Origin of the sequence: Pelomonas aquatica (assembly GCF_026712205.1) — a bacterium.
Taxonomy (GTDB): domain Bacteria; phylum Pseudomonadota; class Gammaproteobacteria; order Burkholderiales; family Burkholderiaceae_C; genus Pelomonas; species Pelomonas aquatica.
Genome location: NZ_JAPPUW010000001.1, coordinates 419565 through 442828, shown reverse-complemented (window position 1 = coordinate 442828; position 23264 = coordinate 419565). Strand labels below are relative to the sequence as shown.

Below are 23264 nucleotides of genomic sequence, written 5' to 3'. Positions count from 1 at the left end.
GACAGCGCGCAGCGCGGAGGATGCACCTTGAAGCGCCGCGCCCTGTTGCTGGCCGCGCTGCCTCTGGCCGCATCCGCAGCGCCGATGCTCAAGGCCGGCGTCTTCGAGCCCGCCCAGCCCGCGCCCGAGTTCGCGCTCAAGGGCAGCGACGGCGCCGCGCTCAAGCTCGCCCGCTTCAGGGGCAAGCTGGTGCTGCTGGTGTTCGGCTTCACGAACTGCCCCGAGGTCTGCCCGACGACGCTGGCCACGCTGGCCCAGGCGCGCAAGGGCCTGGGCGCCGATGGGTCGGACGTGCAGGTCGTCTACGTCACCGTGGACCCGGAGCGCGACGACCTCGCTCGCATCCGCCAGTACCTGGCCGCCTTCGACCCCAGCTTCATCGGCGGTACCGACACGCCGGCGGCACTGGCCGCCATGCGCAAGCGCTACGGCATCGTCGCCGAGAAGGTGGCGAACCGCGCGGGCGGTTATGGCATGAACCACTCCAGCTCGGTCTACCTGATCGACCGAGCGGGGCGGCTGCGGGCCATGATGCCCTACGGCCACGAGGCCAAGGACTTCGTCCACGACCTCCAGCTGCTGCTGGCCTCGAAGTGAAGCGCTGGCTCTGGCTCCTGCCGGTCACCGTGCCGGCCACGCTGCTCGCCTGGGCCGCGTTCGCGCCCATCGAGCTGGCCTCACGGGACGAACTCTTCGAGATCCCGCCCGGCACCTATGCCCGCCGCATGGCCGGCAGCCAGGTCGAGATCCTGCCCGACCGCATCGATCTGACGCTGGGCCTGAACGACGTGCTGCTGCTGCGCAACCGCGACGAGGTGCCGCAGCAGTTCGGGCCCGTGCTCATCATGCCGGGGCAGAGTTTCCGGCTGCCCTTCGAGGTGGCGTCGACCTACAGCTTCGCGTGCAGCGCCCACGCCAGCGGGCAGATGAGCATCGTCGTCGCGCCCACGCCCGAGCCCGGCTGGCAGCGCCTGCAATGGCGCTGGCGGCACCGCCAGCGCGCCTTCATGGAGACCCCTGCTTGAACTGGAACTCACGCCTGGCGCGCCTGCTGCCGCCGCTCGCGGTCATCGCGCTGCTCATCGCCGTCTGGTGGGGCATCGTCGTCGTTACCGAGAGCCCCATCTTCCCGACGCCCTGGGCCGTCGTCACCGGCACGCTGGAGCTGGCCCAGGACGGCACGCTGTGGGAGCACATCACGGCGTCGCTGTTCCGCGTCGGCATCGGCTTCGGCCTGGCCATGCTCGTCGGCATCCCGCTGGGCCTGTGGATGGGCTGGGTGGTCGGCGCCTACCGCACCCTCAACCCCATCTTCCAGATGCTGCGGCCCATCTCGCCCATCGCCTGGATCCCGCTGGCCATCCTGTGGTTCGGCGTCGGCGACGTGTCGCCCATCTTCCTGATCTTCATCTCGTCGGTCTTCCCCCTCATCGTGCAGACGACCTCGGGCGTGCACACCATCGACCGGCGCTATCTGCGCGCGGCGGCCAACTTCGGCGTGTCGCGCCGCGTGATGTTCCGCCGCGTCGTCATCCCCGCCGTGCTGCCGGAGATCATCATCGGCATGCGCATCGGCATCGGCGTGGCCTGGCTGGTGGTCGTGGCCGCAGAGATGATCGCGCTGCGCTCCGGCCTGGGCTACCTCATCATGGACTCGCGCAACGCCGGCAACCGCTACGACCTCGTCATCGCCAGCATGATCCTCATCGGCGTGATCGGCCTGCTGCTGGACGGCATCACGCGGCTGCTCGAAAAACTCAAGACCGTGCGTTGGCGCTATGTCCGGTGAAATGGCGCCCCTCGCTCAGCCCGCACCTGCTGAACGCAGGCGCGCTGATCGGTCCCCCAAGGGGACGGCGATGCTCGCGGCATTGAGCCGCAAGCACATCGCCTGCGGGCCGGCTTGGGAGCGGCCCGGCGCTCGGCCCGCAACGCAAATGCGGAATGGATCACTGACATGACTGCCAAGATCGTCGTCTGCGGCCTCAACAAGAGCTTCAAGGCCGCCAAGGGCGGCAGGCTGCACGTCATCGAGGGCGTGGACTTCGAGGTTGCCGAAGGCGAGTTCGTCGCCATCGTCGGCCCCTCGGGCTGCGGCAAGTCGACGCTGATGAACATCCTGGCCGGCTTCGAGAAGCCCGATGCCGGCAGCGTCCTCATCGACGGCAAACCGCACCCGGGGCCGAGCCCGCAGGGCATCGTCATCTCGCAGTACGGCTCGGTCTTCCCCTGGCTGACCGTGCAGCAGAACCTGATGTTCGGCCTCGACGCCAAGGCCAGCGGCACGGCCAACGCCGAGCTAGCCGACCATTACGCCGCGATGGTCGGCCTGAAGGGCTTCGAGAACGCCTACCCGCACGAACTGTCGGGCGGCATGCTCAAGCGCGTGGAGCTGGCGCGGGCCTTCATCGTGAAGCCCGAGATCCTCTATCTCGACGAGCCCTTCTCGGCGCTGGACGCGCTGATGAACCTGCGCATGCGCAACGAACTGCTGCGCATCCTGGCCGAAGAGAAACACACCGTGCTGCTGATCACGCACGATGTCGACGAGGCCCTCTACATGGCCGACCGCATCCTCGTGCTGTCGCCCCGGCCCACGCGCATCCAGGCCCGCTTCGAGCTGGACATGCCGCACCCGCGGCGGCTCATCAGCACCGAGATGGATCAGCTGCGCGAGTCCATCCTGCGCGAACTGGGGCTGGAGATGCCGGGCTGACTCAGCCCTTGAGCACCGCGCCCGTGCTGTCCAGCACGCGCAGCGTGACGGGAATGGCCGGCGCGACGCTCTGCGTGACGGTGCAGTAGTCCTCGAAGCTGTCGAGCACGCGCTGGATGTGGGCCAGCTCGGCGGCCGGCCTGCCGAGGTGGATGTCCACGGCCAGGCCCTGCACGCGGTTGCGGTTGCGCTCGTTGCGGCCCACCGTGGCCTTCACCTCGGTGCGCAGCGGCGAGGGGTCGTCCTTGTATTTCTGGCAGGCGAACCAGATGGACGCGCTCAGGCAGTTGCCCACCGCCGACGCCAGCAGCTCGACCGGGTCGGGCCCGAGGCCGGTACCGGCGGGCGGCGGTTCGTCGGACAGCAGCACCGGGATGCCCGGTGCGTAGCGGTGTTCGAACTGGTAGCCCTGGCGCTGGGTCAGGGTGACGCTGGGTTGGTCCATGGTGCCTCCGTGTGGCGGCCATTCTCAGCGCAGGTCGTCGGTCTCGAAGTAGAGGTCGACCAAGCCCCTGGCCTTGGAGGCCTGTTGCACGGCCTCGCCGGGCCTGGCCAGACCCTGCAGCGCGACGGTGGCCTCGCCGCGGACCCGGGGCGCATCCAGCCGCAGGATGTGGTCGAAGTCCGGCCGGCGGTCGATGAGCTTGATGGCGAACCACTCGCTGCCACGGCCGATCAGCCGGTAGCGGCCCGTCGCGGATTCGCGCGGGGCGGGGTCGAGGCGGCGGAACAGCAGCACCTCGTCGACGACGACGCGCTGCCCGGCCTGCTGCGGCCTGCCGCCGCGCTCGAAATGCCCCTCGAAGAAGCGCGCCTGGAACTCGCGCAGCGGCCGGGCATGGCCGGGCGCGAAACGCAGCAGGTCGAAGGGCTCGGGGTCGAAGGTCCACAGCTTCGGCTCACGCGCCAGCCTCTCGCGCAGCGCCCGGTCCGCCGCCGCGTCGGCGAGGTGGAAGCGCAGCAGCAGCTGCGTGTCGTGCGGCGCATGGAACATCGGCAGGTGCGAGGCATACAGGCCCTCGCGGCCGCCGAACACGGCCATGCCGTGGCCGCCCATGGCGGTTTCGTCAGCGCGGGCGAAGGCCGGCAGCAGCGCGGCCAGCGCGAAGGCGCGGCGCCTCATGCGGCGGCCTCGACGACGAGCTTGCCGCGGTGGTCGCCGGTGAACAGGCTCTGCAGCGCGGCCGGCAGCTGCTCGAAGCCCCGGACCACGGTCTCCTCGAAGACGATCTCGCCGCGCTGCACCATCGGCCCGACGACGCGCAGCATCTCGTCCATGCGGTGCAGGTAGTCGCGCGCCAGCATGCCCTGGATGGTGGCGCGCTGGTAGAGCATGTGATGCAGGAAGCGTGGCCCGAGTTCGGGTGCGTCCAGGCCGCCGGAATACTGGCTGATCGCGCCGCAGATGACGATGCGGGCACGGCGGTTGACGAGGGGGATGACGGCGTCGCTGATCCAGCCGCCGACGTTGTCGAAATAGACATCCACGCCGCCGGTCAGCGACTTGATCTCTTCCGCCAGCGTGGCCGTGTCGGCATGGGCCTTGTAGTCCACGGCCCAGGTCAGCCCCAGGCGTTCGCGCAGCCACGCGCACTTGGCCGCGCCGCCCGCGATGCCCAGCACGCGGCAGCCGTTCTTCAGCGCGAACTGCGCGACCAGCGAGCCGACCGCGCCCGCCGCGCCGGACACGACGACGACCTCGCCCGCCTTGGGCCGGCCCGACTCCATCAGCCCGAACCAGGCCGTGCGCCCCGGCATGCCCAGCACGCCGAGGGCCGTGGACGGCGGCGCCACGCCGGGGTCGAGCTTCCTCAGCACCGAGTGGTGCACGCGGGCATGGGTCTGCCAGCCCAGCATGCCCTCGACCCAGTCGCCCGCGGTCAGCGAAGCCACCGAGGACGCCAGCACGCGGCCGACGACGCCGGCCGTCTGCACGGTGTCCAGCGCATGCGGCAGCTCGTTGTAGGTCGGCTTCAGCGACTGGTTGATGCGCATATACGGGTCCACCGACCACCAGCGCGCCTCCACCAGCACCTCGCCGGCCGACAAAGCGGTGGCCAGCGGCGTGCTGACGAGTTCATAGTGCTCGGGGCCGACCAGGCCCTCGGGGTGGCGGCGGTAGAGCCACTGGCGGTTGTTCAGATGTGCATCCATGGCGCCGATTCTTCCGCCGCGGTTTTTGCCTGTGAAGCAAAACAAAGTCGACAATCGATGCCCAGCAAGACACAAGCCACATGGACATCGCCGACCTGCGCAGCTTCCTCGTCATCGCCCGCCACGCCAATCTGCGCGCGGCGGCGGACGAGCTGCACCAGACGCCGTCGGCCCTGTCCAAGGCCGTCAGGCGGCTGGAGACCTCGCTGGCCACGCCGGTCTTCGACCGCGTCGGCAAGGCCATCCGGCTGAACGCGGCCGGCGAACGGCTGCGCGAACGGGCGCTGGCCCTGGTGGCGCTGGCCGACCAGACCGAGGCCGAATTCCGCGGCGTGAGCCTGCGCTCACATTGCCGCCTGCTCGCGCCGGCCGTGCTGCAGTGGGGTTTCGGCGCGGCGCTGGCGGCGCAGCTCTCGGCCCGCCAGCCGCAGGCCAGCCTGGCCTTCGCGACGCTGTTCGAGGACGCCGCCCTGGCCGCCCTGGCACGCGGCGAGGGCGACCTGGCCCTGGTGACCGGCGTTGCCCTGGGCGCCGCGCTGCCGGCCGGGCTGGAGAGCAAGCGCCTGGGCGAGATCCGCATGCAGCTGGCCGCCGGCCCGGCCCACCCGCTGGCCGGCCGCGGCGAGGTGCCGACGGCCGAGGTGTTGCAGCACGACTTCGCCTGCCCGCAGCACTCGCTGTTCTGCGGCCTGGAGCGCGGCAGCCGCGCGGACGGCTGGCGCGACGACCGCCTGCCGCGGCGCATCCGCTTCTGGGTGGACGACCTGCAGCTACTGGTCGGGCTGGTGCGGGGCGGCCAGGCCCTGGCCTATCTGCCGGACTTCGCGCTGGCGCAGCACGCGGACCTGCTGCGGCTGAGCGTGCCCGACTGCCGCTACGAATGCGTCGAACAGGTCCACCTCGTGTGGCGGCCGGCCACGGCCAGCGGCTGGCTGGCGGCGCTGGTCGCCAGCCGCTGAAAACCCCTGTCATCGCAAGCGGCCGCTGCCGCGTTGCCGGCTATCGCGGCCGCTGGCCGGCGCCAGCAACCAAGCGCAACCCGAGGACGGAATAATCCCGCCATGCTTCGCACCCGCATCCCAGTCCTGACGGTCCTGCTCGGCGCCCTGCTGCTGGCCGGCTGTGGCGTCCTGCCCTCGCTGCCGGACAGGCCCCGCAAGGCCGTCTACCAGGGCGAGAGCTTCTCCGCCGAGGAGACCTTCTCGCGCCTGTTCGACGCCAGCCTGGACGACACCTGCGAGGCCGCGCGGCGCGCGCTGCTGAGCCAGGGCTATGTCATCAGCAAGGCCGGCGGCGGCCTGGTGCAGGGCGCCAAGAGCTTCCAGCCCGAGGGCGAGGTGCACGTCGAGATCAGCTTCCACGTCGTCTGCGTCGGCGACGGGCCCAAGCAGCAGGTCGCCACGGCCTACGTCAGCGCCCAGCAGGACCGCTACGCCCTCAAGAAGAACCCGCAGGCCGCGAGCCTGGGCGTCAGCGCGCTGGGCTCGATCTCGGTGCCGCTGTCGTCGACGCAGGACTCCCTCGTCAAGGTCGCGTCCGAGACCATCCCGGCCGGCGAGTTCTACGACCGCTTCTTCACGCTGATGCAGCGCATGCTGCGCGAGTCCGCGCCCGACCGCTGATACGGGTTTGCGATCCAAGTGATGACAAGGCGAAGCCCCGCGGTGCGCGCTTTGACCGCGCAGCCGCATGCGCCGTTCCGCGCCGCGAAATGCTCTGTTGGGCGCCGAGGCAGGGCCGCAGACTCAGGAACGCCCGTTGACGGCCCGTTGCGCCGCGAAGGCGCGCTGGTAGGCCGGCCGCGCCTCGCCGCGGGCGACATAGGCCGCGAGGTTGCGGAACTCGTCCAGCAGGCCCGAGGCGCGCAGGCGCAGCAGCACCGACACCATCATCAGGTCGCCCACGCTGAAGGCGCCGTCCAGCCAGTCGGCGCCGCCCAGGCGGGCCGACAGCGGACGCAGCCGGCCGCGCACGCGTTCCTCGACGAGGGGCAGGCGCTCGGCCGACCAGGGCCGGTCGCGCTCCAACAGGCGGGCGGCGGACAGCTCCAGCACGGGCGGCTCCACGGTGTTGAGCGCCGCGAACAGCCAGCAGATCGCCCGCGCGCGGGCCCGGGGCTCGCCGGGCAGCAGGCCGGCATGGCGCTCGGCGAGATGCAGCACGATGGCGCCGCTCTCGAACAGCGCGAGATCGCCGTCCGCGCAGGTCGGGATCTGGCCGAAGGGATGCCGGGCCAGATGCGCCGCCTCCTTCAGCGCGGGCGTGGACACGAGGCGGACCTCGTAGGCCTGGCCCACTTCCTCCAGCGCCCAGCGCACGCGCATGTCGCGCGCCAGGCCCTTGCCGCCGTCGGGCGAGCGGTCGAAGGCGGTGATGGTGACGGTCATCGCTGTCCTCGTCGGTGAGAAGGCAGGCGAGGGCTGTTCTCAGTTCGCGAGCCGCGCCGCCCGCTCCTGCAGCAACGCCCGCTGCACCTCGTTCTCCGTCAGCCCGGCCGCGCGCAGATAGGCCTCGCGCGCCTCGCCCACGCGGCCCAGGCGTTCGAGCACGTCGGCCTGGGCGCCGGCCAGCCAGGGGTAGCGCTGCAACTGCGGCGCGGCGGCCAGGGCCTGCAGCAGCGGCCAGGCGGCGGCCGGGCCGTCGGCGAAGCTGACGGCGACCGCGCGGTTCAGCGCGATGACGGGCGAGGGGTTGAGCGCGAGCAGCCGGTCGTAGCCGGCGACGATGGCTCGCCAGTCGGTGTCCGCGGGGCGCGCGGCACGCGCATGGCAGGCTGCGATGGCGCTCTGCAAGGTGTAGGGGCCGGGCTCGCCCAGGGCCAACGCGCGCTCCAGCGCGGCCAGGCCGCGCTGGATCAGCAGGCGGTCCCAGCGGCGGCGGTCCTGGTCGGGCAGCAGCACGGGCCGGCCCCGGGCGTCCAGCCGCGCGGGCAGGCGCGAGGACTGGATCTCGAGCAGGGCGGCCAGGCCATGCACCTCGGCCTCGCCCGGCAGCAGGTGCTGGAGCTGGCGCGCCAGGCGCAGCGCCTCGTCGCACAGGGCCGGGCGCAGCAGGCAGGCGCCGCTGCCGGCGCTGTGGCCCTCGTTGAAGATCAGGTAGACGACGGCCAGCACGGCGGCTAGGCGCTGCTGGCGCTCGTCGGGGCCGGGCAGCTCGAAGGCCTGGCCGTTGAGGGCCTTCTTGGCGCGCACGATGCGCTGGGCCACGGTGGCCTCGGGCTGCAGGAAGGCGCGCGCGATCTCGGCCGTCTCCAGGCCGCCGAGCAGGCGCAGCGTCAGCGCGACCTGGGCCTCGCGCGGCAGCACCGGGTGGCAGGCGATGAAGATCAGGCGCAGCAGCTCGTCGCCGATCTCGGCCTGCTCACGGGCGGCGTCGAGGTGGTCGACGAAGTCGGGCACGGCATGGGCCTGGGCGGCCTCGTCGTCGGCCGCCAGGGCCTGGTGCTCGCGCTCCAGCATCGCGCGGCGGCGCAGGCGGTCGAGGGCGCGGTTGCGGGTGGTGGCCATCAGCCAGGCGGCAGGGTTGGCGGGCTGGCCGTCGCGCGGCCAGGTCTCGAGGGCGGCGATGAGGGCGTCCTGCGCGCAGTCCTCGGCCTCGTCGAGGTCGCGCAGCAGCCTGGCCGCGGCGCCGACGAGGCGGCTGCGCTCGATGCGCCAGACGCCGGCGGCGAGGTCTGCATGGCTCACGGCGCGCCGGCCGCCAGCACGCGCGCGAGCCGGTCGAGGTTCTGCTCGTTGGCCGGGATGCAGATGGCCTGCAGCGCCTGGCGCAGTTCGGCGGTCTCGAAGCATTGCGACCAGCCGACGCGCGTGCCCCCGCCTTCGGCTTCCAGCGTGACGGTCAGCACGAAGCGTGGCGGCGAGACATGGTCGACGACGATGCGCTGCCGCGGCAGCAGCGCGCCGAAGCGGCTCTCGTTCGCGTAGCGCGCGCCATCGGGGCCGATCATCGTGGAGCGCCAGGCGCCGCCCTCGCGGAAGTCGCAGGTCTCGAACTCGTTCGTGAAGCCCTCCGGGCCCCACCAGCGCGCGAGCTGCGCGGGGTCGGCAAAGGCCTGCCAGACGCGCTTGGGCGGGGCGGGCAGCAGGCGCTCGGTGGCCAGGGTGCGTGCGTCGCTCATGTCGGTGCCGTCGTAGGCGCGCTGCAGCGCGGCCAGGTCGATCTTGTGCATGGTCCAGAGGGCCTGGAACACGCGCTGCACGCGGGCCGCGTCGGGGTCGCGGATCATGCTGAACCATTGCGCCGGAATGATCTGCCAGTGCAGGCCCCAGGCGTCCTTCACCCAGCCGCAGGCCTGGGCCTGTCCACCACCCGCGGGCAGCTGCTCCCAGAGGTGGTCGATCTCGGCCTGGTCGGCGCAGGCGACGGTCAGCGAGAAGGCCTCGTTGAGTTTGAAGTAGGGGCCGCCGTTGAAGGCCGTCATCTGCAGCCCCAGCAGTTCGAAGTGCTGCAGCATGACGCCGCCGGCCGGGCCGGGCGAGTTCTCGCCCCAATGCTGGGTGTGCAGCACGCGGCTCTGGTCGGCGCCGAAGACCCGCAGGTAATGGGCCACGGCATCTTCCGCGCCGCTCTGGTACCAGATGAAGGGTGTGAGCTTGTGCTGGAGCTGCATCGAGATTCTCCTAACTAAGCGGTCTGGCGTGCCAGCGCGCAGACCTCATCCAGCGGCCCCCGCCGATCTGGCTTTGCCAGGCGGCTGGGGGCGCCCCCTTGGGGGGCTGAGGCCGGACACAAAGAGTCCTGAGGACTCTTTGTGCCTGCCGAAGGCCAAGGCCTCTGGCCTTGGCACGGCGAAGCCGGTAGGGGGTGGGTCATCCCTGTGGGGGCATGCCGGTCATGTGGACGAGTTCCCAGTGGTGGCCGTCCGGGTCTTCGAAGCCGTGGCCGTACATGAAGCCATGGTCCTCGGCCTTGCCCGGGATGTTGCCGCCGGCTGCACGGGCCTTGGCGACGAGGGCGTCGACCTCCTCGCGGCTCTCGCAGCTCAGGCACATCCAGCCGCCGGTCGAGGTCTTGTTGTCGATCAGCGTCTTGGGGGTGAAGGTGCGGGCGAAGTCCTCGGTCAGCAGCATCGCGTAGAGGTTCTCGCCCAGTTCCAGGCCGGCACCCTTGTCGTTGGTGAAGTGCGGGTTGAAGGTGTAGCCCACCGCCTCGTAGAAGGCCTTGCTGGCGGCCAGGTCCTTGACGGGCAGGTTGACGTAGATCTGCTTGTGCATGGCGGGTGCTTTCAGTGGGTGGATTCGGCCAGGGCCTTCAGGCGCAGCAGGGCCTGCGGCCAGGTGGTTTGCAGGAAGTCCGTGAAGCCGTCGGCCCAGCCCTGCAGCTGCACGACGAGCTGGGTGCCCTCGGGCGTCGGCGCGAACGTATAGCGCTCGTGGGCGGGTTCGCGGGCCAGCGAGCTGTCGGCCACGGGGCGGCCGTCCCGGAGCTCGCCGACGAGGCGCAGCGCCATCAGCTCGTGCGTGCGGCACTCGTCGACGATGGCCTCCATGCCGAAGCCGCGCGGGTCCAGGAAGCGCAGCCGCCGGCCGGGCCGCCAGTGGCCCTCGAAGTAGGAGCCCTCGGCGAAGGCGCGCGTCCAGTCGCGGTAGGCGATGGGGTCGAACATGCAGTCCCAGACCCGCGCGACCGGCGCCGCGACGGCGATGTCGAACTGCAAGTCCTTCATCCCTGGCCGCCTTCCGCCAGCTGGCGCAGGTTCTGCAGCCCGTCCTCGAAGTCGCGGCCGACCATCCTGTCCATGTCCATGAAGACGCCCATCAGCTTGTTCACGAAGTTGGCGGGGCCGTGCATGCGCCAGCTCACCTCGGTCGCGCCGTCGGCCGTGGGCCGCAGCGCGAACTCGGCCTGGTTGTGGGCCTCGAAGGGCTTCACGAAGTCCAGCTTCATCTGCACGGCCCGGCCGGGCTGCTGGCCGGTGACCTCGAGGCTGCCGGTGCCGACCTTGTCGCTCTCCCACGCATAGCGCGAGCCGACGCCGCTGGCCGCGCCGCCGTAGCTGCCCTTGACCAGCGGATCCTTGCGCTCGTAGGGGTTCCAGCGGTTGAAGCCGCGCAGCTCGCCGACCAGGGGCCAGAGCTTGTCGGCAGGCGCCGCAATGCGCAGCCGGCGCTCGACGCTGAACTCGTCGGGCCGGGTCGACGCATAGCCCAGCAGCATGAGGATGGCCACGGCCAGGCCCATCAGCACGATGGAGAAGTTGCTCATGGCGTTCTCCCCGTCAGTTGCGGAAGGCCATGTCGCCGCCGGGGGCGAAGTCGACATCGTCGTAAAGGCGGCGGATCTCGACGGCGCAGTCGTGGCCCGGGAAGGGGTTGGGGAAGCGGCTGGCCCAGGCCCGCGCCTCCTCCTCGGAGCGCACCTGGATCAGCGAGTAGCCGGCGATGAGCTCCTTGGTCTCGGCAAAGGGCCCGTCGACGACCTCGCGGCGGCCATCGGGCCGGTAGTGCTGGCGCCAGCCCTCGCGGCTGGGGCGCAGGCCGGCGGCGTCCAGCAGCACGCCGGCGCGCGCCATCTCCTCATGGAAGATGCCCATCGCCTCGAAGACGGGCTGCAGCTCGGGGCCGGGCGGGTCGCCGCGCTCGCTGGTGGCGGTGGCGCGGACTTGGATCATGAATCGCATGGCGGGTCTCCTGGGGTGGTCGGGCAGCGCTTTTGCTGCCTCCATCCCCACGACGATCTACGCGACCCGGCTTCGACAGACTTCGGGAAATTACCTAGAAACCCCTAGGTATAGCAGGGGCCCACACCGCGGATCTCGACCGTCGCCCACTCCGCCGCCGGGCAGCGCTCGGCCCAGGCCAGCGCAACGACCGGGTCCTCGGTGTCGAGCAGGAAGTAGCCGCCCACCATCTCCTTGGCCTCGGCAAACGGCCCGTCCCAGACCTGGGCACCGCCGTCGCGCTTGCTCAGCCGCCGCGCCGCGGTGCCGAGGGAGTTCGTGCCGATCAGCAGGCCTTCGGCCTTCAGTTCGGCGGCGAAGTCCAGCATGCGCTGGTAAACAGCCTCGCCGGCGACGCGGCCACGCGCCGCGCGCTGGCCCAGGGGTTCGACGATGAGCAGCATCTGAGGCATGGCTTAAGTCCGCAAAGCGAGAAAAGTAACAATGCCCATTCTGGACTGGCCGCGCCCGGCTGGTGCAAAGTCGGGGTATCGGCTCCCGCCCCGGGGCGCCCTCAGAGGTCAGGGATGAACGACAGCCCCCAGGTGGCGATGCTTTCCTTGCGCGCCGTGCCCGGCCTGCCCATCGTGGCGGCGGCATCGAGCCTGAACCGCGTGCTCGGCCACGCGCCGCTCGAGTTGCGCGGGCGCGGCTTCGCGTCGCTGTGCCCCGCCCAGCAGCCCGACGGCCGCGACTCGGCGCAGACGCTGGCCCGCCTCTTCGACGAAGTGCTGAGCGGCGGCTCGCGCAGCCTGGCCTGGACCTTCCTGACCCACGACGGCGTCGCCCGCCCGCACGGGCTTCACCTGACGCGCATGGAGCGCGACGGCGAGCCGCTGGTGGCCGCCTGCCTCGTGGACCTGAGCCGGCTCAAATTCATCGAGGCCATGAGCGCCGCCGAGAACGAGCTGCTGCAGATGGTGGCCACCGGCCGGCCCCTGGCGACCGTGCTGGCGCGGCTGACAGCGCTGATCGAGGCGCAGTTCGACGGCCTGTTCTGCACGGTGCTGCTGCTGGACTTGGACGGCCGCCACATCCGCCTCGGCGCCGGCCCGCGCATGCCGGCCGACTACATGAAGGCGCTGGACGGCTACGAGATCGGCCCGACGATGGGCAGCTGCGGCACGGCGATGCACGACGACCGCACCGTCATCGTCACCGACATCGAGACCGATCCGCTGTGGGCGCCCTACAAGGCGCTCGCACTGCCCTACGGCTTCCGGGCCTGCTGGTCCGAACCCATCCACGCGGCCGGCCAGGGCGTCATCGGCAGCTTCGCGATGTACTACCGCGAATGCCGCGCGCCTGGCGAGCAGGAGCTGACGGCGCTGCGCACCGCCAGCCACCTGGCCGGCATCGCCATCGACCAAGACCGCCGCGAGCAGGAGCGCCTGCGCGAGGCGCAGTGGCTGGAGGAGCAGGTCGAGAAGCGCACCGCCGAGCTGCTGGCCGCCCAGGACGAGCTCGTCAACAGCCGCAAGCTCGCGGCGCTGGGGCAGATGCTGTCGGGCATCTCGCACGAGATGAACACGCCGCTGGGCAATGCGCTGCTCGCCGCCGACGTGCTGCGCAGCCAGGGCCGCGTGCTGGCCGACAAGCTCGCCGGCAACGCGCCGCTCAAGCGCAAGGAGCTGGCCGACCTGCTCGGCCAGACCTCGGGCGCGGCCGAGCTCGTGCAGCAGAACGTCGACCGCGCGCTGCGCCTCATCAACCGCTTCAAGCAGCTGACCGAAGACAGCGGCCGCGCCATGCGTTCGCGCTTCCTGCTGCGCGACGCGGTTCAGCAGGCCTGGGCCCGCGTTCGGGCGAGGCTGCGGGTGCGCCATGTGCAGCTCGTCTGCGACCTGCCCGAGGACCTCGCCCTCGACGGCTACCCCGAGGTGCTGCACCAGGTGCTGGAGCAGCTCATCGAGAACGCCTGCCTGCACGCCTTCCGCGGCAGCGCCGGCCAGATCCGCATCGGCAGCGCGCCGGGGCCGACGAACCGCCTCGTGCTCGAGGTGCGCGACAACGGCGCCGGCATGCCGCGCGCCGACGTCGAGCGCGCCTTCGAACCCTTTTTCACCACCGCCTTCGGCCAAGGCGGCAGCATCCAGCTCGACAGCCAGCCCGGCAAGGGCACCACGGTCAGACTGGAGCTGCCGCCGCTGAACACGCTGAGGCTGGCTGCGTAAGCAGGGTCCCTCGCCCGGCCCGCATGCCTCACCGCCTCACTGGCGAGTTCGACCGCCAAGAGGCGTCGGCCCAGCGCTGGAAGGCGCCCAGCAGCGCCGGCTCGGGCGACTGGCGCTCGGTGGCCAGCGTGGCCAGGGACAGGACCTCGAAGCTGCGGCGGTACTTGCCCTCGGCGCGGAACTCGCGAGCCAGCAGCATCAGCGCGCCGCCCGGCACCCAGCCGGCGAACTCGGCCACGCCCAGGCCGGGCTGGGCCGATGCGGGCGGCATCACCTCGATGCGCCAGCCCCCGTCCCGGCCCGGGCTCTTGATGAACAGCCACAGCTCGCGCCAGCCATCCAGCGGCTGCACGGCCAGGGCCAGCGCGCGGCCCTCGCGGTTCAGCGAGGCCGAGGCCAGCGCCACCTGGCCGAAGCTGCAGCGGCGCACGGCCAGCTTGCCGGCCTCCTTCAGCGCGACGCAGCGCTCGCCGTCCGCGCCGGGTTCGAGCACGAGTTGCACGGCACCGAAGTCGCGCGCCGCCGTGCCCGTGCCCAGCCAGCGCGCCGCATTCACGCGCATGGCCGCATCGGCATAGGCGGCCTGGTCGTCCTCGGTCAGCTCGGTGGGCAGGATGCCGGCGAACTCGGCCAGGGCCGGCGCGGCCTCGCCGCCGGCACCGCGCCGCGCCTGCGCGAACGCCAGGCTGGCGCTGACCGAGGCGCGGCGCATCAGCAGCCGGTTCTTCCAGTGCGCGGGCAGCGTGGCGGCGTCCACCTGGGCCAGCAGCTGCTGGCGCCACTGGTCGCGCGCCTCGGCCTCGCGCGGCGTGGCGCGCGGGTCCAGGCAGTCGGGCCGCGTGAGCGCCAGCGCGGCGCGCACACGCTGCTCGGGCGTGGCGGCCACGGCCAGCACGCGGCGGAAGGCCTCGCCGTCGTAGCAGACCTGCACGCGGCCGTCCTCCGCCTCGACCTGCTGGAACTTCAGGCCGTAGCGCGCGGCCACGTCGATCTGCGCGGCCAGCTGGCCCTCGCCGGGCTTGGCGTTGGGCAGGGACGCGCGGTCGGCGATGCGCTCGGCAAACGTGCCCATCGCATCCAGCGCCTCCGCGCCGCCCGGGCCGGCCAGTTCGGCCGGCGTCGCGGCCTGCACATAGGCCGCCGCAAGACCCAGGCCCAGGCCCTCGGTGCCCCATTGCTGGCGCGCCAGGCGCAGCTGGGCCAGCAGTTCGGCGCTCGCGCCGTCGCCCTTCGGCATGAGCAGCACCTGGCCCTTGCGCATCCAGCCGCCACGCTCGCGGCGGTAGTCCCAGACCTGCCAGTGGTCGCCGCGCTCGGCGCGGATCTCGAGCGCCTCGCCGCGCCCCATCTGGGCTTGCAGCGAGGCCGTATCGCGCGGCGCGCCACGCAGCGGCGCGTCCTGCACGACGAGGCCGGCGCGCGGGAAGTCGGCGGCGGGCGCGGCGTCCGCCTGGGTCATCACGACGGCCGCCACCGCGGCGCCGATCACGATCAACAGAAGGCGACGCATGATGGCTTACTCCTTCTCCGGTTCGTCGCCTTGGCCGGCGGCCTTGGTCGTCGTGCCGGCCAGCAGCGCGCTGCCGATGAAGCCGCCCGAGCCGGGCGGCGCGATGATGACCTGCACCTTGTCCGAGAGCTTGTCGGCCATGGCCTTCTGCACCAGCAGCGGGTGGCGGGTCAGCAGCTCGCCCTCGGTCGCCATCTGGCTGGCGTTGGCCTTGCCGACCTGGGCCAGGCGGTAGGCCTCGGCATCGGCCAGCTTCTGGCGCGCGGCGGCCTCGGCGTCGATCTCGATGCGGCGCGCCTTGGCCGCGCCTTCGGCCTGCTGGATGCGCGCGGCACTGTCGGCCTGGGCCTCCAGCGCGCGCTGCTCGATCTGCTTCTGCTTGAAGGGCAGCACATGCTTCATGGCCTCCTCCTGCGCCTTGGCCGCGATGATCTGCTCGCGCCCGGCCGCCTCGGCCGCGGTCTCGCGGCGCACCTTGTCGGCGGCGGCCTCCAGCTCGGTCTCCCTGACCTTCTTGTCGGCGATCTCCAGCGTGTAGCGCATGCGCTCGCTGGCCAGGCTGTCGGCCAGCAGGTTGTCCATGCCGCGGCGGTAGTCGGGCGGCAGGTCCACCGAGCCGATCTGCACGCCCCTGAGCAGGATGCCGTCGCTCGCCAGCCTGGCGCGCAGCTCGGCCTCCAGCGCCGCTGCGATCTCGGCGCGCTGGCTGGAGAAGATCTCGCGCACCGTGTGCCTGGCGATCTGCTTGTAGACGACGGCCTGCACGGCCGGCGCGATGACGTCGGCCTCGATGTCGTCCGGCAGCCTGCGCGACAGCTCGGCCAGGCGCTTGTCGTCGACGGCCCAGCGCACATTCATGTCCAGGCCCAGGGACAGGCCCTCGACCGACTGCAGCGGCGACGGGCCGCCGGCCCTGGCCAGCGCGGCCGGGTGGAAGCTCTGGTCGCGCAGCGGGAACAGGCGCACCTCGTGCAGGCCCGGGATGCGCAGGAAGCTGCCCTCGCGGAACTCGCTGCTGCCACCGCTGAACTGGTTGGTGCGCAGCGCGGCCTGGCCGTGCGGCACGGCCTGGAGGGGCGGGTGGGTGAGGACGGCATAGCCGGCAGCGGTCACCGCCGTCAGCAGCAGCAGCGGAGGCAGCACGCGGCGCAGCGAGCGGGCGGCGCCGGGCGCGGCCGTGACGGTGGCCTCCAGGCCGCGGCTGGCCCCGCGACTGAAGGCATTGCGGATGGCGTCGGCGAGGGTCTTGAGGCGTTGCAGCATGGTGACGGGCTCCTTGGCGGTGGTTGCATCGCGTCGTGGGGTTGTGCGGTGCATGGCGGCCATGGTTCCCGGTTGGGTGGGAAGGGACGAGGGAGGAGTGGGGTGGGAGTCTTCCGTTGGGGCGGAGGAATTCTTCCGGTGGTTCGTTGCAGTAGGTTGATGGCGAGGCCCGTGCGGGGATTTCGCCCCCGCGGGCGACTCACTTTCTTGTGCGCGCAAGAAAGTAAGCAAAGAAAGCGCCCCTGCAAAACCGCCCCTGCGGGGTGCCCTGCGATGCTCGGAACCCGGGGCCGCGCCCAACTCACTTCGCTACGCTCCGTTCAAACAAAGGGGCGCGAAGTCAGATGTTGAAGCGTGCTGCGCACGCGCCCCGGGCTCCTGCGCTTCTCGGCGGTTTAGAAGGGGAGACCCCGAACAGCCAGCAGCCGCAACAGCCAACAGTCAAACCCGAAAGCCGGCTGGCGCCGGCTGTTCCTTCACTCCCCCTTTGAGCCCGCCGAGGAGCGCAGGGCCTTGAGGCCGCGTGCGCAGCACGCTTCAACATCTGACTCCGCGCAACTGTTTGACCGGAGCGCAGCGAAGGGAGTTTTGCGCGGGGCCTCAAGGACCGAGCACCGCAGGGCAGCCCGCTGCGCAGCAAAGGGCCGGGCGGTTCGGGGGCGACTCTTTGCCTACTTTCTGGTCGCTCAGAAAGTAGGTCGCCCGCCGGGGCGAACTCCCGGCATGGGCCTTGCCATCAACCCAAAGCAACGAGCCACCGGAAGATTCCTTCCCACGCCACACCAGACCCACCTCCACATAATCCGCGCCATGCCCCGCATCGCCGTCATCGAAGACGACCCCACCACCAGCGCCCAGCTGGCCGGCTGGATCCGCGCCGCCCGCCCCGAGCTGAGCGTCGACCAGCACTTCGACCGTGACGCGGCCGAGGCCGCGCTGCGGCGCGAACGCTACGACCTCGTCGTGCTCGACATCGAGCTGGGCCGCGAGCGCAATGCCGGCGTGGCGCTGATCAACGAGATCAACAAGCAGGGCCTGGGCACGCCGGTGCTGGTGGTGTCGGCGATGCCGGCGGCCATCTACCGCAGCATCATGAAGGCGCTGGACGCCTGGGACTATCTGCAGAAGACCACCTTCGACGAGGCCGAGTTCGTCGAGACCTTCCTCGACATCCTGCGCACCGCCCGCCAGCGCGGGCCGGCCTCCAAGCCGGCAGCAAAGCAGGCCGACGCCAGCCTGCAGCTCGACCCGCTGAAGCAGCGCACGCCGATGTGGCGCGGCCAGCGCATCAACCTGCCGCTGACCGCCCAGCGCATCCTCGCGACGCTGCACGCCCGCACCGGCGAGGTGGTCAGCTACGAGGAGCTGTTCGACGTCGTCAAGAGCGGCCGCAACCGCGACAACGTGCGCAAGCATGTGGCCACCATTCGCGACGCCTTCCGCGACGTGGACGCCAGCTTCGACGGCATCGAGAACATCCCGATGCGCGGCTTCCGCTGGACCCGCGGCGGATGAAGCTCGGCCGCGTCGACATGCCGCGCCTCGGCGTCGCGGCCTTTCGCAACCGCATCGTCTTCCACCTCGTCTTCGTGGCCCTGGCACTGGCCACGCTGGCCCTCGCGCTGGCGCTGCTGAACGAGGAGCGCCAGCGCAATGCGCAGCGCTACGAGCAGAGCTTCGCCAAGTCGCTGGCCGAGATCGTGGCCCAGCTGCGCCATCCCTCGGGCCAGCTGGCGCTGCTCAACCCGGAGCCGCCGCAGGTCGAGGCCGGCTGGGTGGCGCCGCTGCTGCTGCCCTTCGCGGCCATCGACTTCGACGACGCGACCAAGGCCCAGCGGGCCGTCGACATGGCCGGCTGCGCGCTGCAATACCCGGGCGGCGCCAGCCTGTGCGCGGCGGTGGGCAGCAATGCCTACGCGGGCGGCTTCGTCTACCTCGTCGCCAACGTGGACGCGCCGCCCCTGGTGCCCCGCGAGCATGGCGCGCTGGACCTGGCGGGCCTGCACCGCGTGCGCATCCGCTTGCTGCACGACGGCGCGCAGGCGCACTGGCTGGCGCCCTTCGAGGCGCTGGACGCGCAGCACGGCCAGCTGCCCGGCTTCGCCGTCGACGCCACGGTCACCGACACGCTGCGCGCCAAGGCCCGCCCGCAGCGCGACTTCCGCGGCTGGGTCTGGCGCGAGGGCCCCTGCCTGAACGCCGCCACCGGCGCGGCGGACTGCGTGCGCCGCACGACGATCTCGATCCGGCTGCCGGTCGAGGCCTTCCGCGAGGCGCTGTTCCGCCCCGGCGGGCCGCAGTGGCCGCCGGCCGACCTGGCCCGCACCGGCCTGCGCCTCGCACTGCTCGGCCCCGGCGGCACGACGCTGTTCGACAGCGCGGCACCCGGCGCCCAGCCGCCGCTGACGCTGTCCCGGCTGTCCCGCGCGCTGGCGCCGGGCGAGACATTGAAGATCACGCGCGGCAGCAATGTCGTGGCGCTGCTGCAGGGCGCCGACGCGGCCGGCGCCCCGCCCTCGCCCTGGCTGACCGCGCTGATCCGGCACCTGCCGGCGCCCGCCATGCCGCACGCGCTGCAGGCCCGCGACACGGTGACGACGCCGGCCGGCCGCTTCGACGTGGTGCTGACCGGCGACCTGCAGGGCCTGGACCGTTCCCTGAGCGCCAGCGCCGCCCGCCTGGCCTGGCCGGTGGGTGCGATGCTGGCGGCCATCGCGCTGGCCTGGCTCATCATCGAGATGGGCCTGATCCGCCGCATCGCGACGCTGACGAAACGCGCCGCGGCCCTGTCCCACCAGCTGCAGGCGCCCGAACAGCGCTTCGCCCTCGGCACGCTGGACGTGGCCGACCTGCGCGGGCGCGACGAGCTCGGCATCCTGGCCGGCAGCCTCGCGGACCTGCTGCAGCATGCGCGCGACAGCCTGCGCCGCGAGCAGTTGCGCGCCGAGCGCGAGCACGACCAGTGGCATGCCGTGGGCCACGAGATCATGTCGCCGCTGCAGTCGCTGATGCTGCTGCACGCGGCCGACAGCGACCCGAGCCGGCGCTATGTGCAGCGCATGCAGCAGGCCGTCAAGGTGCTGTACGGCCAGGCCTCGCCGAGCGAGGCGCTCGCGGCCGCGACGCTGGCCGTGGGCCGGCTGGACCTGGACGCCTTCCTGCGCGGCGTGGCCGAGAACGCGGCCTATGCCGGCATCGCCGACGTGGCCTACGCGCCGGCCGCCGAGCCCGTCTGGGTGCAGGCCGACGAATACCCGCTGGAAGACGCGATCACCCATGTGCTGGGCAATGCCGACCGCTACCGCGTGGCCGGCACGCCGATCACGCTGGCGCTGCGCGTGGACGGTGACCTGGCCAGCATCGACATCCACAATCAGGGCCCGCGGATCGTGGACGACCAGCTCGCGCGCATCTTCGACTACGGCGTCAGCGATGCCGAGCCCGAGGACGGCGTGCGGCGTGGCCAGGGGCTGTTCGTGGCCAAGACCTATCTGGCCAAGATGGGCGGCAGCATCGCGGCGCGCAACGTCGCGGATGGCGTCGTGTTCGAGATCGGCCTGCGCCAGGCCTGATCGGCCCTGGCCACAATCGGGCGCCGCTGCTGCCGAAACAGGGAGACCCGCCATGACATTCCTGCCCGATGCGATCTATGCGCTGCTCGACGCCCGCGGTGGCATCCGCCGGCAGGCCGGCGGCGCCGAGTTCTGGTCCCAGCCCGAAGAGGCAATGGACGCGCTCGGCCGCGACTGGCTGGTGTCGGAGTTCGAATGCGAGGCCGACTGGGGCAGCTGGGAGATCCACCCCCACGGCGACGAGTTCGTCTACCTGCTGGACGGCGACATCGAGTTCCGGCTGGAGACGCCCGAGGGCGTCGCCGCGCAGCGCATCGCGGGCCGCGGCGCCGTCGTCGTGCCGCGCGGCGTCTGGCACACGGCCAAGGTGTTCCGGCCCAGCCGCATGCTCTTCATCACGATGGGGGCCGGCACCGAGCACCGGCCGGCCTGACCGGCGTCGCGCCTTGAAACTGCCGCCCCCACCGCCACTTCCTCGGGTCTCCCGCTTTCCGGGGCCGGCGCCGGCCCCGCAGCCTCGATGAAATCACTCGGCAAGCGCGCCGCCGGCCTGCGCCTGGAACGCATGCGGGCCTCGCCCCGCTACCTGAAGACCGACGCCGGCGAGGGCTTTCGCAACGTCCACCCCATCCAGCCCGGGCTGCGCGACGGCAGCGAGCGGCCGTCGCTGGGCGACTTCCTGTGCTCGGAGGGCCGGCGCACGCCGCCGGGGCCGCTGCCTTCCGTGAACCCGCTGGACGCCTGGCTCAAACCGGCCGGCAGCGGCCTGCGCGCGACCTGGCTGGGCCACTCCACGGTGATGGTCGAGATCGACGGCCTGCGCGTGCTGACCGACCCGGTCTGGGGCCGGCGCGCGTCGCCCTCGCAGCTGGCCGGCCCGAAGCGCTTCCAGCCGGTGCCGCTGGGCCTGAAGGCCCTGCCGCCGCTGGACGCCGTCGTCATCTCGCACGACCACTACGACCACCTGGACCACGGCAGCATCCGCGAGCTGGTGAAGCTGCAGAACATGCCCTTCATCACCTCGCTGGGCGTGGGCGCCCATCTGCAGGCCTGGGGCGTGCCGGCCGAGCGCATCATCGAGCTGGACTGGTGGGAGCACTGGCAGCACCCGGCGGCCGGGCTGCGCATCCACGCCACGCCGTCGCAGCACTTCTCGGGCCGCTCGCTGGGCGACCGCAACGCGACGCTGTGGTCGTCCCTCGTCATCGAGACGCCGCGGCACCGCGTCTTCTTCAGCGGCGACACCGGGCTGACGGGCGAATACGCCGGCATCCGCGAGCGCTTCGGCCCCTTCGACCTCGTCATGCTGGAGGTGGGCGCCTTCCACCCGTCCTGGGGCGACATCCACCTCGGGCCGGAGAACGCGTTGAAGGCGCTGCAATTGCTCGGCGGCGGCGCCTTCCTGCCGGTGCACTGGGGCACGTTCAGCCTGGCCCTGCACGACTGGGACCAGCCGGCCGAGACGCTGCTGAAGCTCGGCCCCCGGCAGGGCGCCCGGCTGCTGATGCCGCGGCTCGGCGAGGCCGTGGAGCCGGCCCACGGCGAGCCCGCCACGCCCTGGTGGCGCGCGGCGGACCTGCCCTCGCACCGGCGCGCGAAGCCGGCCGAGCCGGAGAAAGACCCGGGCAAGCTGCCGCAGGCCATGCCCTGGCCGCTGGATTAGCGGTACCACGGGGATGGGCGCGGGCACGCCGCCCGGGGTAGGGAAGCGGGCGGCGTCAGTCGTCGCGCGAGCCGGCCCCAAGGCCGCGATGCACGGCCAGGGCCAGCGCCGCGCCGGCCAACTCGGCCGCGACGAAGCCCGGCACGCTGGCCGGCGCGATGCCGGCAAAGCTGTCGCTGAACATGCGGCCGAAGGCGGCGGCCGGGTTGGCAAAGGCCGTGGACGACGTGAACCAGTAGGCCGCGCCGATGTAGGCCGCCACCATGGCGGCCACCCGCGAGGCCGGCGCGCGCAGCACGACGAGCAGCAGGCCGGACGTGGCCACGGCCTCGGCGACCCACTGCCCCGTGCCGCCGCGCGGCCTGGCGGAGAACTGCAGCAGGCTCATGTCGAACATCGCATGGGCCAGCCAGGCCCCCAGCACGGCGCCCAGCAGCTGGGCGGCGACATAGGCCGCCAGCGCGCCGGCGGCCAGCCGGCCGCGCACGGCCATAACCAGCGACACCGCCGGGTTGAAATGCGCGCCGCTGACCGGCGCCAAGACCTCGATCAGCACGTAGAGGCCGCCGACCGTGGCCAGCGTGTTGGCCAGCAGCGCCAGCGCGGCATTGCCGCCCGCCAGGCGCTCGGCCATGACGCCGGAGCCGATGACGACGGCCAGCAGCAGGGCCGTGCCGAGGCATTCGGCGAACAGGCGGCGGCGCAGCTCCGCCGTCACGACGCGGTGATCTCGGCCAGGCGCTGCTGCAGCTCGGCCCGGCCCAGCGTGGCCAGCGGCAGGCTCAGCAGCTGCAGCATGCGGTAGCCGATGGCCTGGCGCGTCAGCTCGAAGGCGCGGCGCCGGCCCTCGTCGCCGCCCTCGGCGTTGGACGGGTCCGGGTAGCCCCAATGCAGCCTGAGGGGCGCGCCGCCCGCGCCGCCGTGGAACACCGGGCAGGCCTCGGCCGCCGCGCTGTCGCAGACCGTGATGACGATGGACAGCGGCGGCGCCGTGGGCGCCATGAACTCGTCCCAGCTCTTGCTGCGGCAGCCCGTGGTGTCGACACCCGCCCGCTGCAGCGCCTCGAGCGCGAAGGGATGGATGCGGCCGCTGGGCGCGCTGCCGGCGCTGTGGGCGCGCAGGTCGACGCCGAGCCCGCCGGCCCAGTGGTTGAGCATGCCCTCGGCCAGCACGCTGCGGGCCGAGTTGTGGGTGCAGAGGATGAGGACGTGGGTGGTCATGCGTTCAGCAGCAGCGGGCCGCCGGCAGGCCGCAATCGGCGCCCTGGCAGCAGTTCTCGGTCAGATAGCCCAGCAGCGCGTTCATGCGCGGATAGGCGGCGCGGCAGATCAGGTTGCGGCTGGACCGCTCCTGCGTCACGAGGCCGGCGTTGACCAGTTCCTTCAGGTGGAAGGACAGCGTGTTGGCCGGGATGTCCAGGCCCTCGGCCATCGTGCCCGGCGTGAGCCCGGCATCGCCGGTGACGACGAGGGCGCGGAAGACCTTGAGCCGCACGGGCTGGGCCAGCGCGGCCAGGGCTTTGACGACGTCCTGCTCATCCATATTTCCAG

The 23264-nt window shown here is 72.0% G+C and carries 27 protein-coding genes; 11 read left to right on the top strand and 16 right to left on the bottom strand.

The annotated features are described in order from the left end of the window. Positions 1-27: 27 nt before the first annotated feature. The 4 genes from NYP07_RS02170 to NYP07_RS02155 all read left to right on the top strand — a co-directional run bounded on the left by NYP07_RS02170 (position 28) and on the right by NYP07_RS02155 (position 2716). A complete protein-coding gene (locus tag NYP07_RS02170) occupies positions 28-597 on the top strand; it encodes an SCO family protein (protein ID WP_268146903.1) in 570 nt (189 codons plus the stop codon). Continuing rightward, positions 594-1025 carry a cupredoxin domain-containing protein gene (locus NYP07_RS02165; RefSeq protein ID WP_268146901.1) on the top strand — a complete coding sequence of 144 codons (432 nt, stop codon included), beginning with the start codon at positions 594-596 and terminating at the stop codon, positions 1023-1025. The genes NYP07_RS02170 and NYP07_RS02165 overlap by 4 nt, the downstream gene beginning before the upstream one ends. Beyond that, positions 1022-1789, top strand: coding sequence for an ABC transporter permease (locus NYP07_RS02160; protein WP_268146899.1), 768 nt, complete (start codon positions 1022-1024; stop codon positions 1787-1789). The genes NYP07_RS02165 and NYP07_RS02160 overlap by 4 nt, the downstream gene beginning before the upstream one ends. 168 nt (positions 1790-1957) lie before the next feature. Beyond that, entirely contained in the window at positions 1958-2716 is a 759-nt protein-coding gene (locus tag NYP07_RS02155) for an ABC transporter ATP-binding protein (RefSeq protein ID WP_268146897.1), read from the top strand. Position 2717: 1 nt separating this feature from the next. Here NYP07_RS02155 and NYP07_RS02150 read toward each other — a convergent pair whose 3' ends face one another. Genes NYP07_RS02150 through NYP07_RS02140 form a run of 3 tightly spaced genes read right to left on the bottom strand, consistent with a single transcriptional unit; the run spans position 2718 to position 4870 of the window. Then, a complete protein-coding gene (locus NYP07_RS02150) occupies positions 2718-3161 on the bottom strand; it encodes an OsmC family protein (protein WP_268146895.1) in 444 nt (147 codons plus the stop codon). A 24-nt stretch (positions 3162-3185) separates the two neighbouring features. Continuing rightward, positions 3186-3839 carry a hypothetical protein gene (locus tag NYP07_RS02145; RefSeq protein ID WP_268146893.1) on the bottom strand — a complete coding sequence of 218 codons (654 nt, stop codon included), beginning with the start codon at positions 3837-3839 and terminating at the stop codon, positions 3186-3188. Further along, positions 3836-4870 carry an NADP-dependent oxidoreductase gene (locus NYP07_RS02140; protein ID WP_268146890.1) on the bottom strand — a complete coding sequence of 345 codons (1035 nt, stop codon included), beginning with the start codon at positions 4868-4870 and terminating at the stop codon, positions 3836-3838. The genes NYP07_RS02145 and NYP07_RS02140 overlap by 4 nt, the downstream gene beginning before the upstream one ends. Positions 4871-4950: 80 nt before the next feature. Between NYP07_RS02140 and NYP07_RS02135 the strand changes: the two genes are divergently transcribed. Together NYP07_RS02135 and NYP07_RS02130 are read left to right on the top strand one after the other, a co-directional pair. After that, on the top strand, positions 4951-5829 hold the full coding sequence (locus NYP07_RS02135; protein ID WP_268146888.1) for a LysR family transcriptional regulator: 879 nt from the start codon (positions 4951-4953) through the stop codon (positions 5827-5829). Between the two features lie 102 nt (positions 5830-5931). Then, positions 5932-6492: a DUF2242 domain-containing protein gene (locus tag NYP07_RS02130; RefSeq protein WP_268146885.1), complete on the top strand. Its 561-nt coding sequence runs from the start codon at positions 5932-5934 to the stop codon at positions 6490-6492. A gap of 123 nt (positions 6493-6615) precedes the next feature. On the opposite strand, the gene NYP07_RS02125 is transcribed toward NYP07_RS02130, so the two are convergent. The 8 genes from NYP07_RS02125 to NYP07_RS02090 all read right to left on the bottom strand — a co-directional run bounded on the left by NYP07_RS02125 (position 6616) and on the right by NYP07_RS02090 (position 11944). Beyond that, complete coding sequence (locus NYP07_RS02125; RefSeq protein ID WP_268146883.1) at positions 6616-7257, bottom strand: glutathione S-transferase family protein; 642 nt, start codon at positions 7255-7257, stop codon at positions 6616-6618. Between the two features lie 39 nt (positions 7258-7296). Further along, positions 7297-8556, bottom strand: a complete 1260-nt coding sequence (locus tag NYP07_RS02120) for an RNA polymerase sigma factor (protein WP_268146881.1) — start codon at positions 8554-8556, stop codon at positions 7297-7299. After that, on the bottom strand, positions 8553-9482 hold the full coding sequence (locus NYP07_RS02115; RefSeq protein ID WP_268146879.1) for a VOC family protein: 930 nt from the start codon (positions 9480-9482) through the stop codon (positions 8553-8555). The genes NYP07_RS02120 and NYP07_RS02115 overlap by 4 nt, the downstream gene beginning before the upstream one ends. 199 nt (positions 9483-9681) lie before the next feature. After that, complete coding sequence (locus tag NYP07_RS02110; protein WP_268146877.1) at positions 9682-10086, bottom strand: VOC family protein; 405 nt, start codon at positions 10084-10086, stop codon at positions 9682-9684. Positions 10087-10097: 11 nt separating this feature from the next. Beyond that, the gene (locus tag NYP07_RS02105; protein ID WP_268146875.1) at positions 10098-10538 is read right to left on the bottom strand and encodes an SRPBCC family protein; all 441 of its coding nucleotides are present in this window, start codon (positions 10536-10538) and stop codon (positions 10098-10100) included. Further along, complete coding sequence (locus NYP07_RS02100) at positions 10535-11077, bottom strand: SRPBCC family protein (RefSeq protein WP_268146874.1); 543 nt, start codon at positions 11075-11077, stop codon at positions 10535-10537. Before NYP07_RS02100 ends, NYP07_RS02105 begins: the two co-directional genes overlap by 4 nt. A 13-nt stretch (positions 11078-11090) precedes the next feature. Then, on the bottom strand, positions 11091-11492 hold the full coding sequence (locus NYP07_RS02095) for a YciI family protein (RefSeq protein WP_268146872.1): 402 nt from the start codon (positions 11490-11492) through the stop codon (positions 11091-11093). A gap of 104 nt (positions 11493-11596) precedes the next feature. Further along, on the bottom strand, positions 11597-11944 hold the full coding sequence (locus NYP07_RS02090) for a YciI family protein (protein WP_268146870.1): 348 nt from the start codon (positions 11942-11944) through the stop codon (positions 11597-11599). A 114-nt stretch (positions 11945-12058) separates the two neighbouring features. On the opposite strand from NYP07_RS02090, the gene NYP07_RS02085 reads away from it, so the two are divergent. Further along, a complete protein-coding gene (locus NYP07_RS02085; protein ID WP_268146868.1) occupies positions 12059-13705 on the top strand; it encodes a GAF domain-containing sensor histidine kinase in 1647 nt (548 codons plus the stop codon). A gap of 28 nt (positions 13706-13733) precedes the next feature. Here NYP07_RS02085 and NYP07_RS02080 read toward each other — a convergent pair whose 3' ends face one another. Continuing rightward, positions 13734-15215, bottom strand: coding sequence for a hypothetical protein (locus tag NYP07_RS02080; protein WP_268146865.1), 1482 nt, complete (start codon positions 15213-15215; stop codon positions 13734-13736). 6 nt (positions 15216-15221) lie between these two features. Then, the gene (locus NYP07_RS02075; RefSeq protein ID WP_268146863.1) at positions 15222-16478 is read right to left on the bottom strand and encodes an SPFH domain-containing protein; all 1257 of its coding nucleotides are present in this window, start codon (positions 16476-16478) and stop codon (positions 15222-15224) included. Positions 16479-17288: 810 nt separating this feature from the next. Here NYP07_RS02075 and NYP07_RS02070 point away from each other — a divergent pair. From NYP07_RS02070 to NYP07_RS02055, 4 genes are all read left to right on the top strand, one after another. Further along, on the top strand, positions 17289-17993 hold the full coding sequence (locus NYP07_RS02070; RefSeq protein WP_268146860.1) for a response regulator transcription factor: 705 nt from the start codon (positions 17289-17291) through the stop codon (positions 17991-17993). Further along, on the top strand, positions 17990-20050 hold the full coding sequence (locus tag NYP07_RS02065) for a sensor histidine kinase (RefSeq protein WP_268146858.1): 2061 nt from the start codon (positions 17990-17992) through the stop codon (positions 20048-20050). The genes NYP07_RS02070 and NYP07_RS02065 overlap by 4 nt, the downstream gene beginning before the upstream one ends. A gap of 52 nt (positions 20051-20102) precedes the next feature. Continuing rightward, the gene (locus NYP07_RS02060; protein ID WP_268146856.1) at positions 20103-20483 is read left to right on the top strand and encodes a cupin domain-containing protein; all 381 of its coding nucleotides are present in this window, start codon (positions 20103-20105) and stop codon (positions 20481-20483) included. Between the two features lie 87 nt (positions 20484-20570). After that, positions 20571-21713: an MBL fold metallo-hydrolase gene (locus tag NYP07_RS02055; RefSeq protein ID WP_268146854.1), complete on the top strand. Its 1143-nt coding sequence runs from the start codon at positions 20571-20573 to the stop codon at positions 21711-21713. A gap of 55 nt (positions 21714-21768) precedes the next feature. Here NYP07_RS02055 and NYP07_RS02050 read toward each other — a convergent pair whose 3' ends face one another. Genes NYP07_RS02050 through NYP07_RS02040 form a run of 3 tightly spaced genes read right to left on the bottom strand, consistent with a single transcriptional unit; the run spans position 21769 to position 23256 of the window. Next, positions 21769-22431, bottom strand: a complete 663-nt coding sequence (locus NYP07_RS02050; protein ID WP_268146852.1) for an aquaporin — start codon at positions 22429-22431, stop codon at positions 21769-21771. Then, complete coding sequence (locus NYP07_RS02045) at positions 22428-22934, bottom strand: arsenate reductase ArsC (protein WP_268146850.1); 507 nt, start codon at positions 22932-22934, stop codon at positions 22428-22430. Before NYP07_RS02045 ends, NYP07_RS02050 begins: the two co-directional genes overlap by 4 nt. Positions 22935-22938: 4 nt before the next feature. Beyond that, on the bottom strand, positions 22939-23256 hold the full coding sequence (locus NYP07_RS02040) for an ArsR/SmtB family transcription factor (RefSeq protein ID WP_268146848.1): 318 nt from the start codon (positions 23254-23256) through the stop codon (positions 22939-22941). Between the last annotated feature and the right edge of the window lie 8 nt (positions 23257-23264).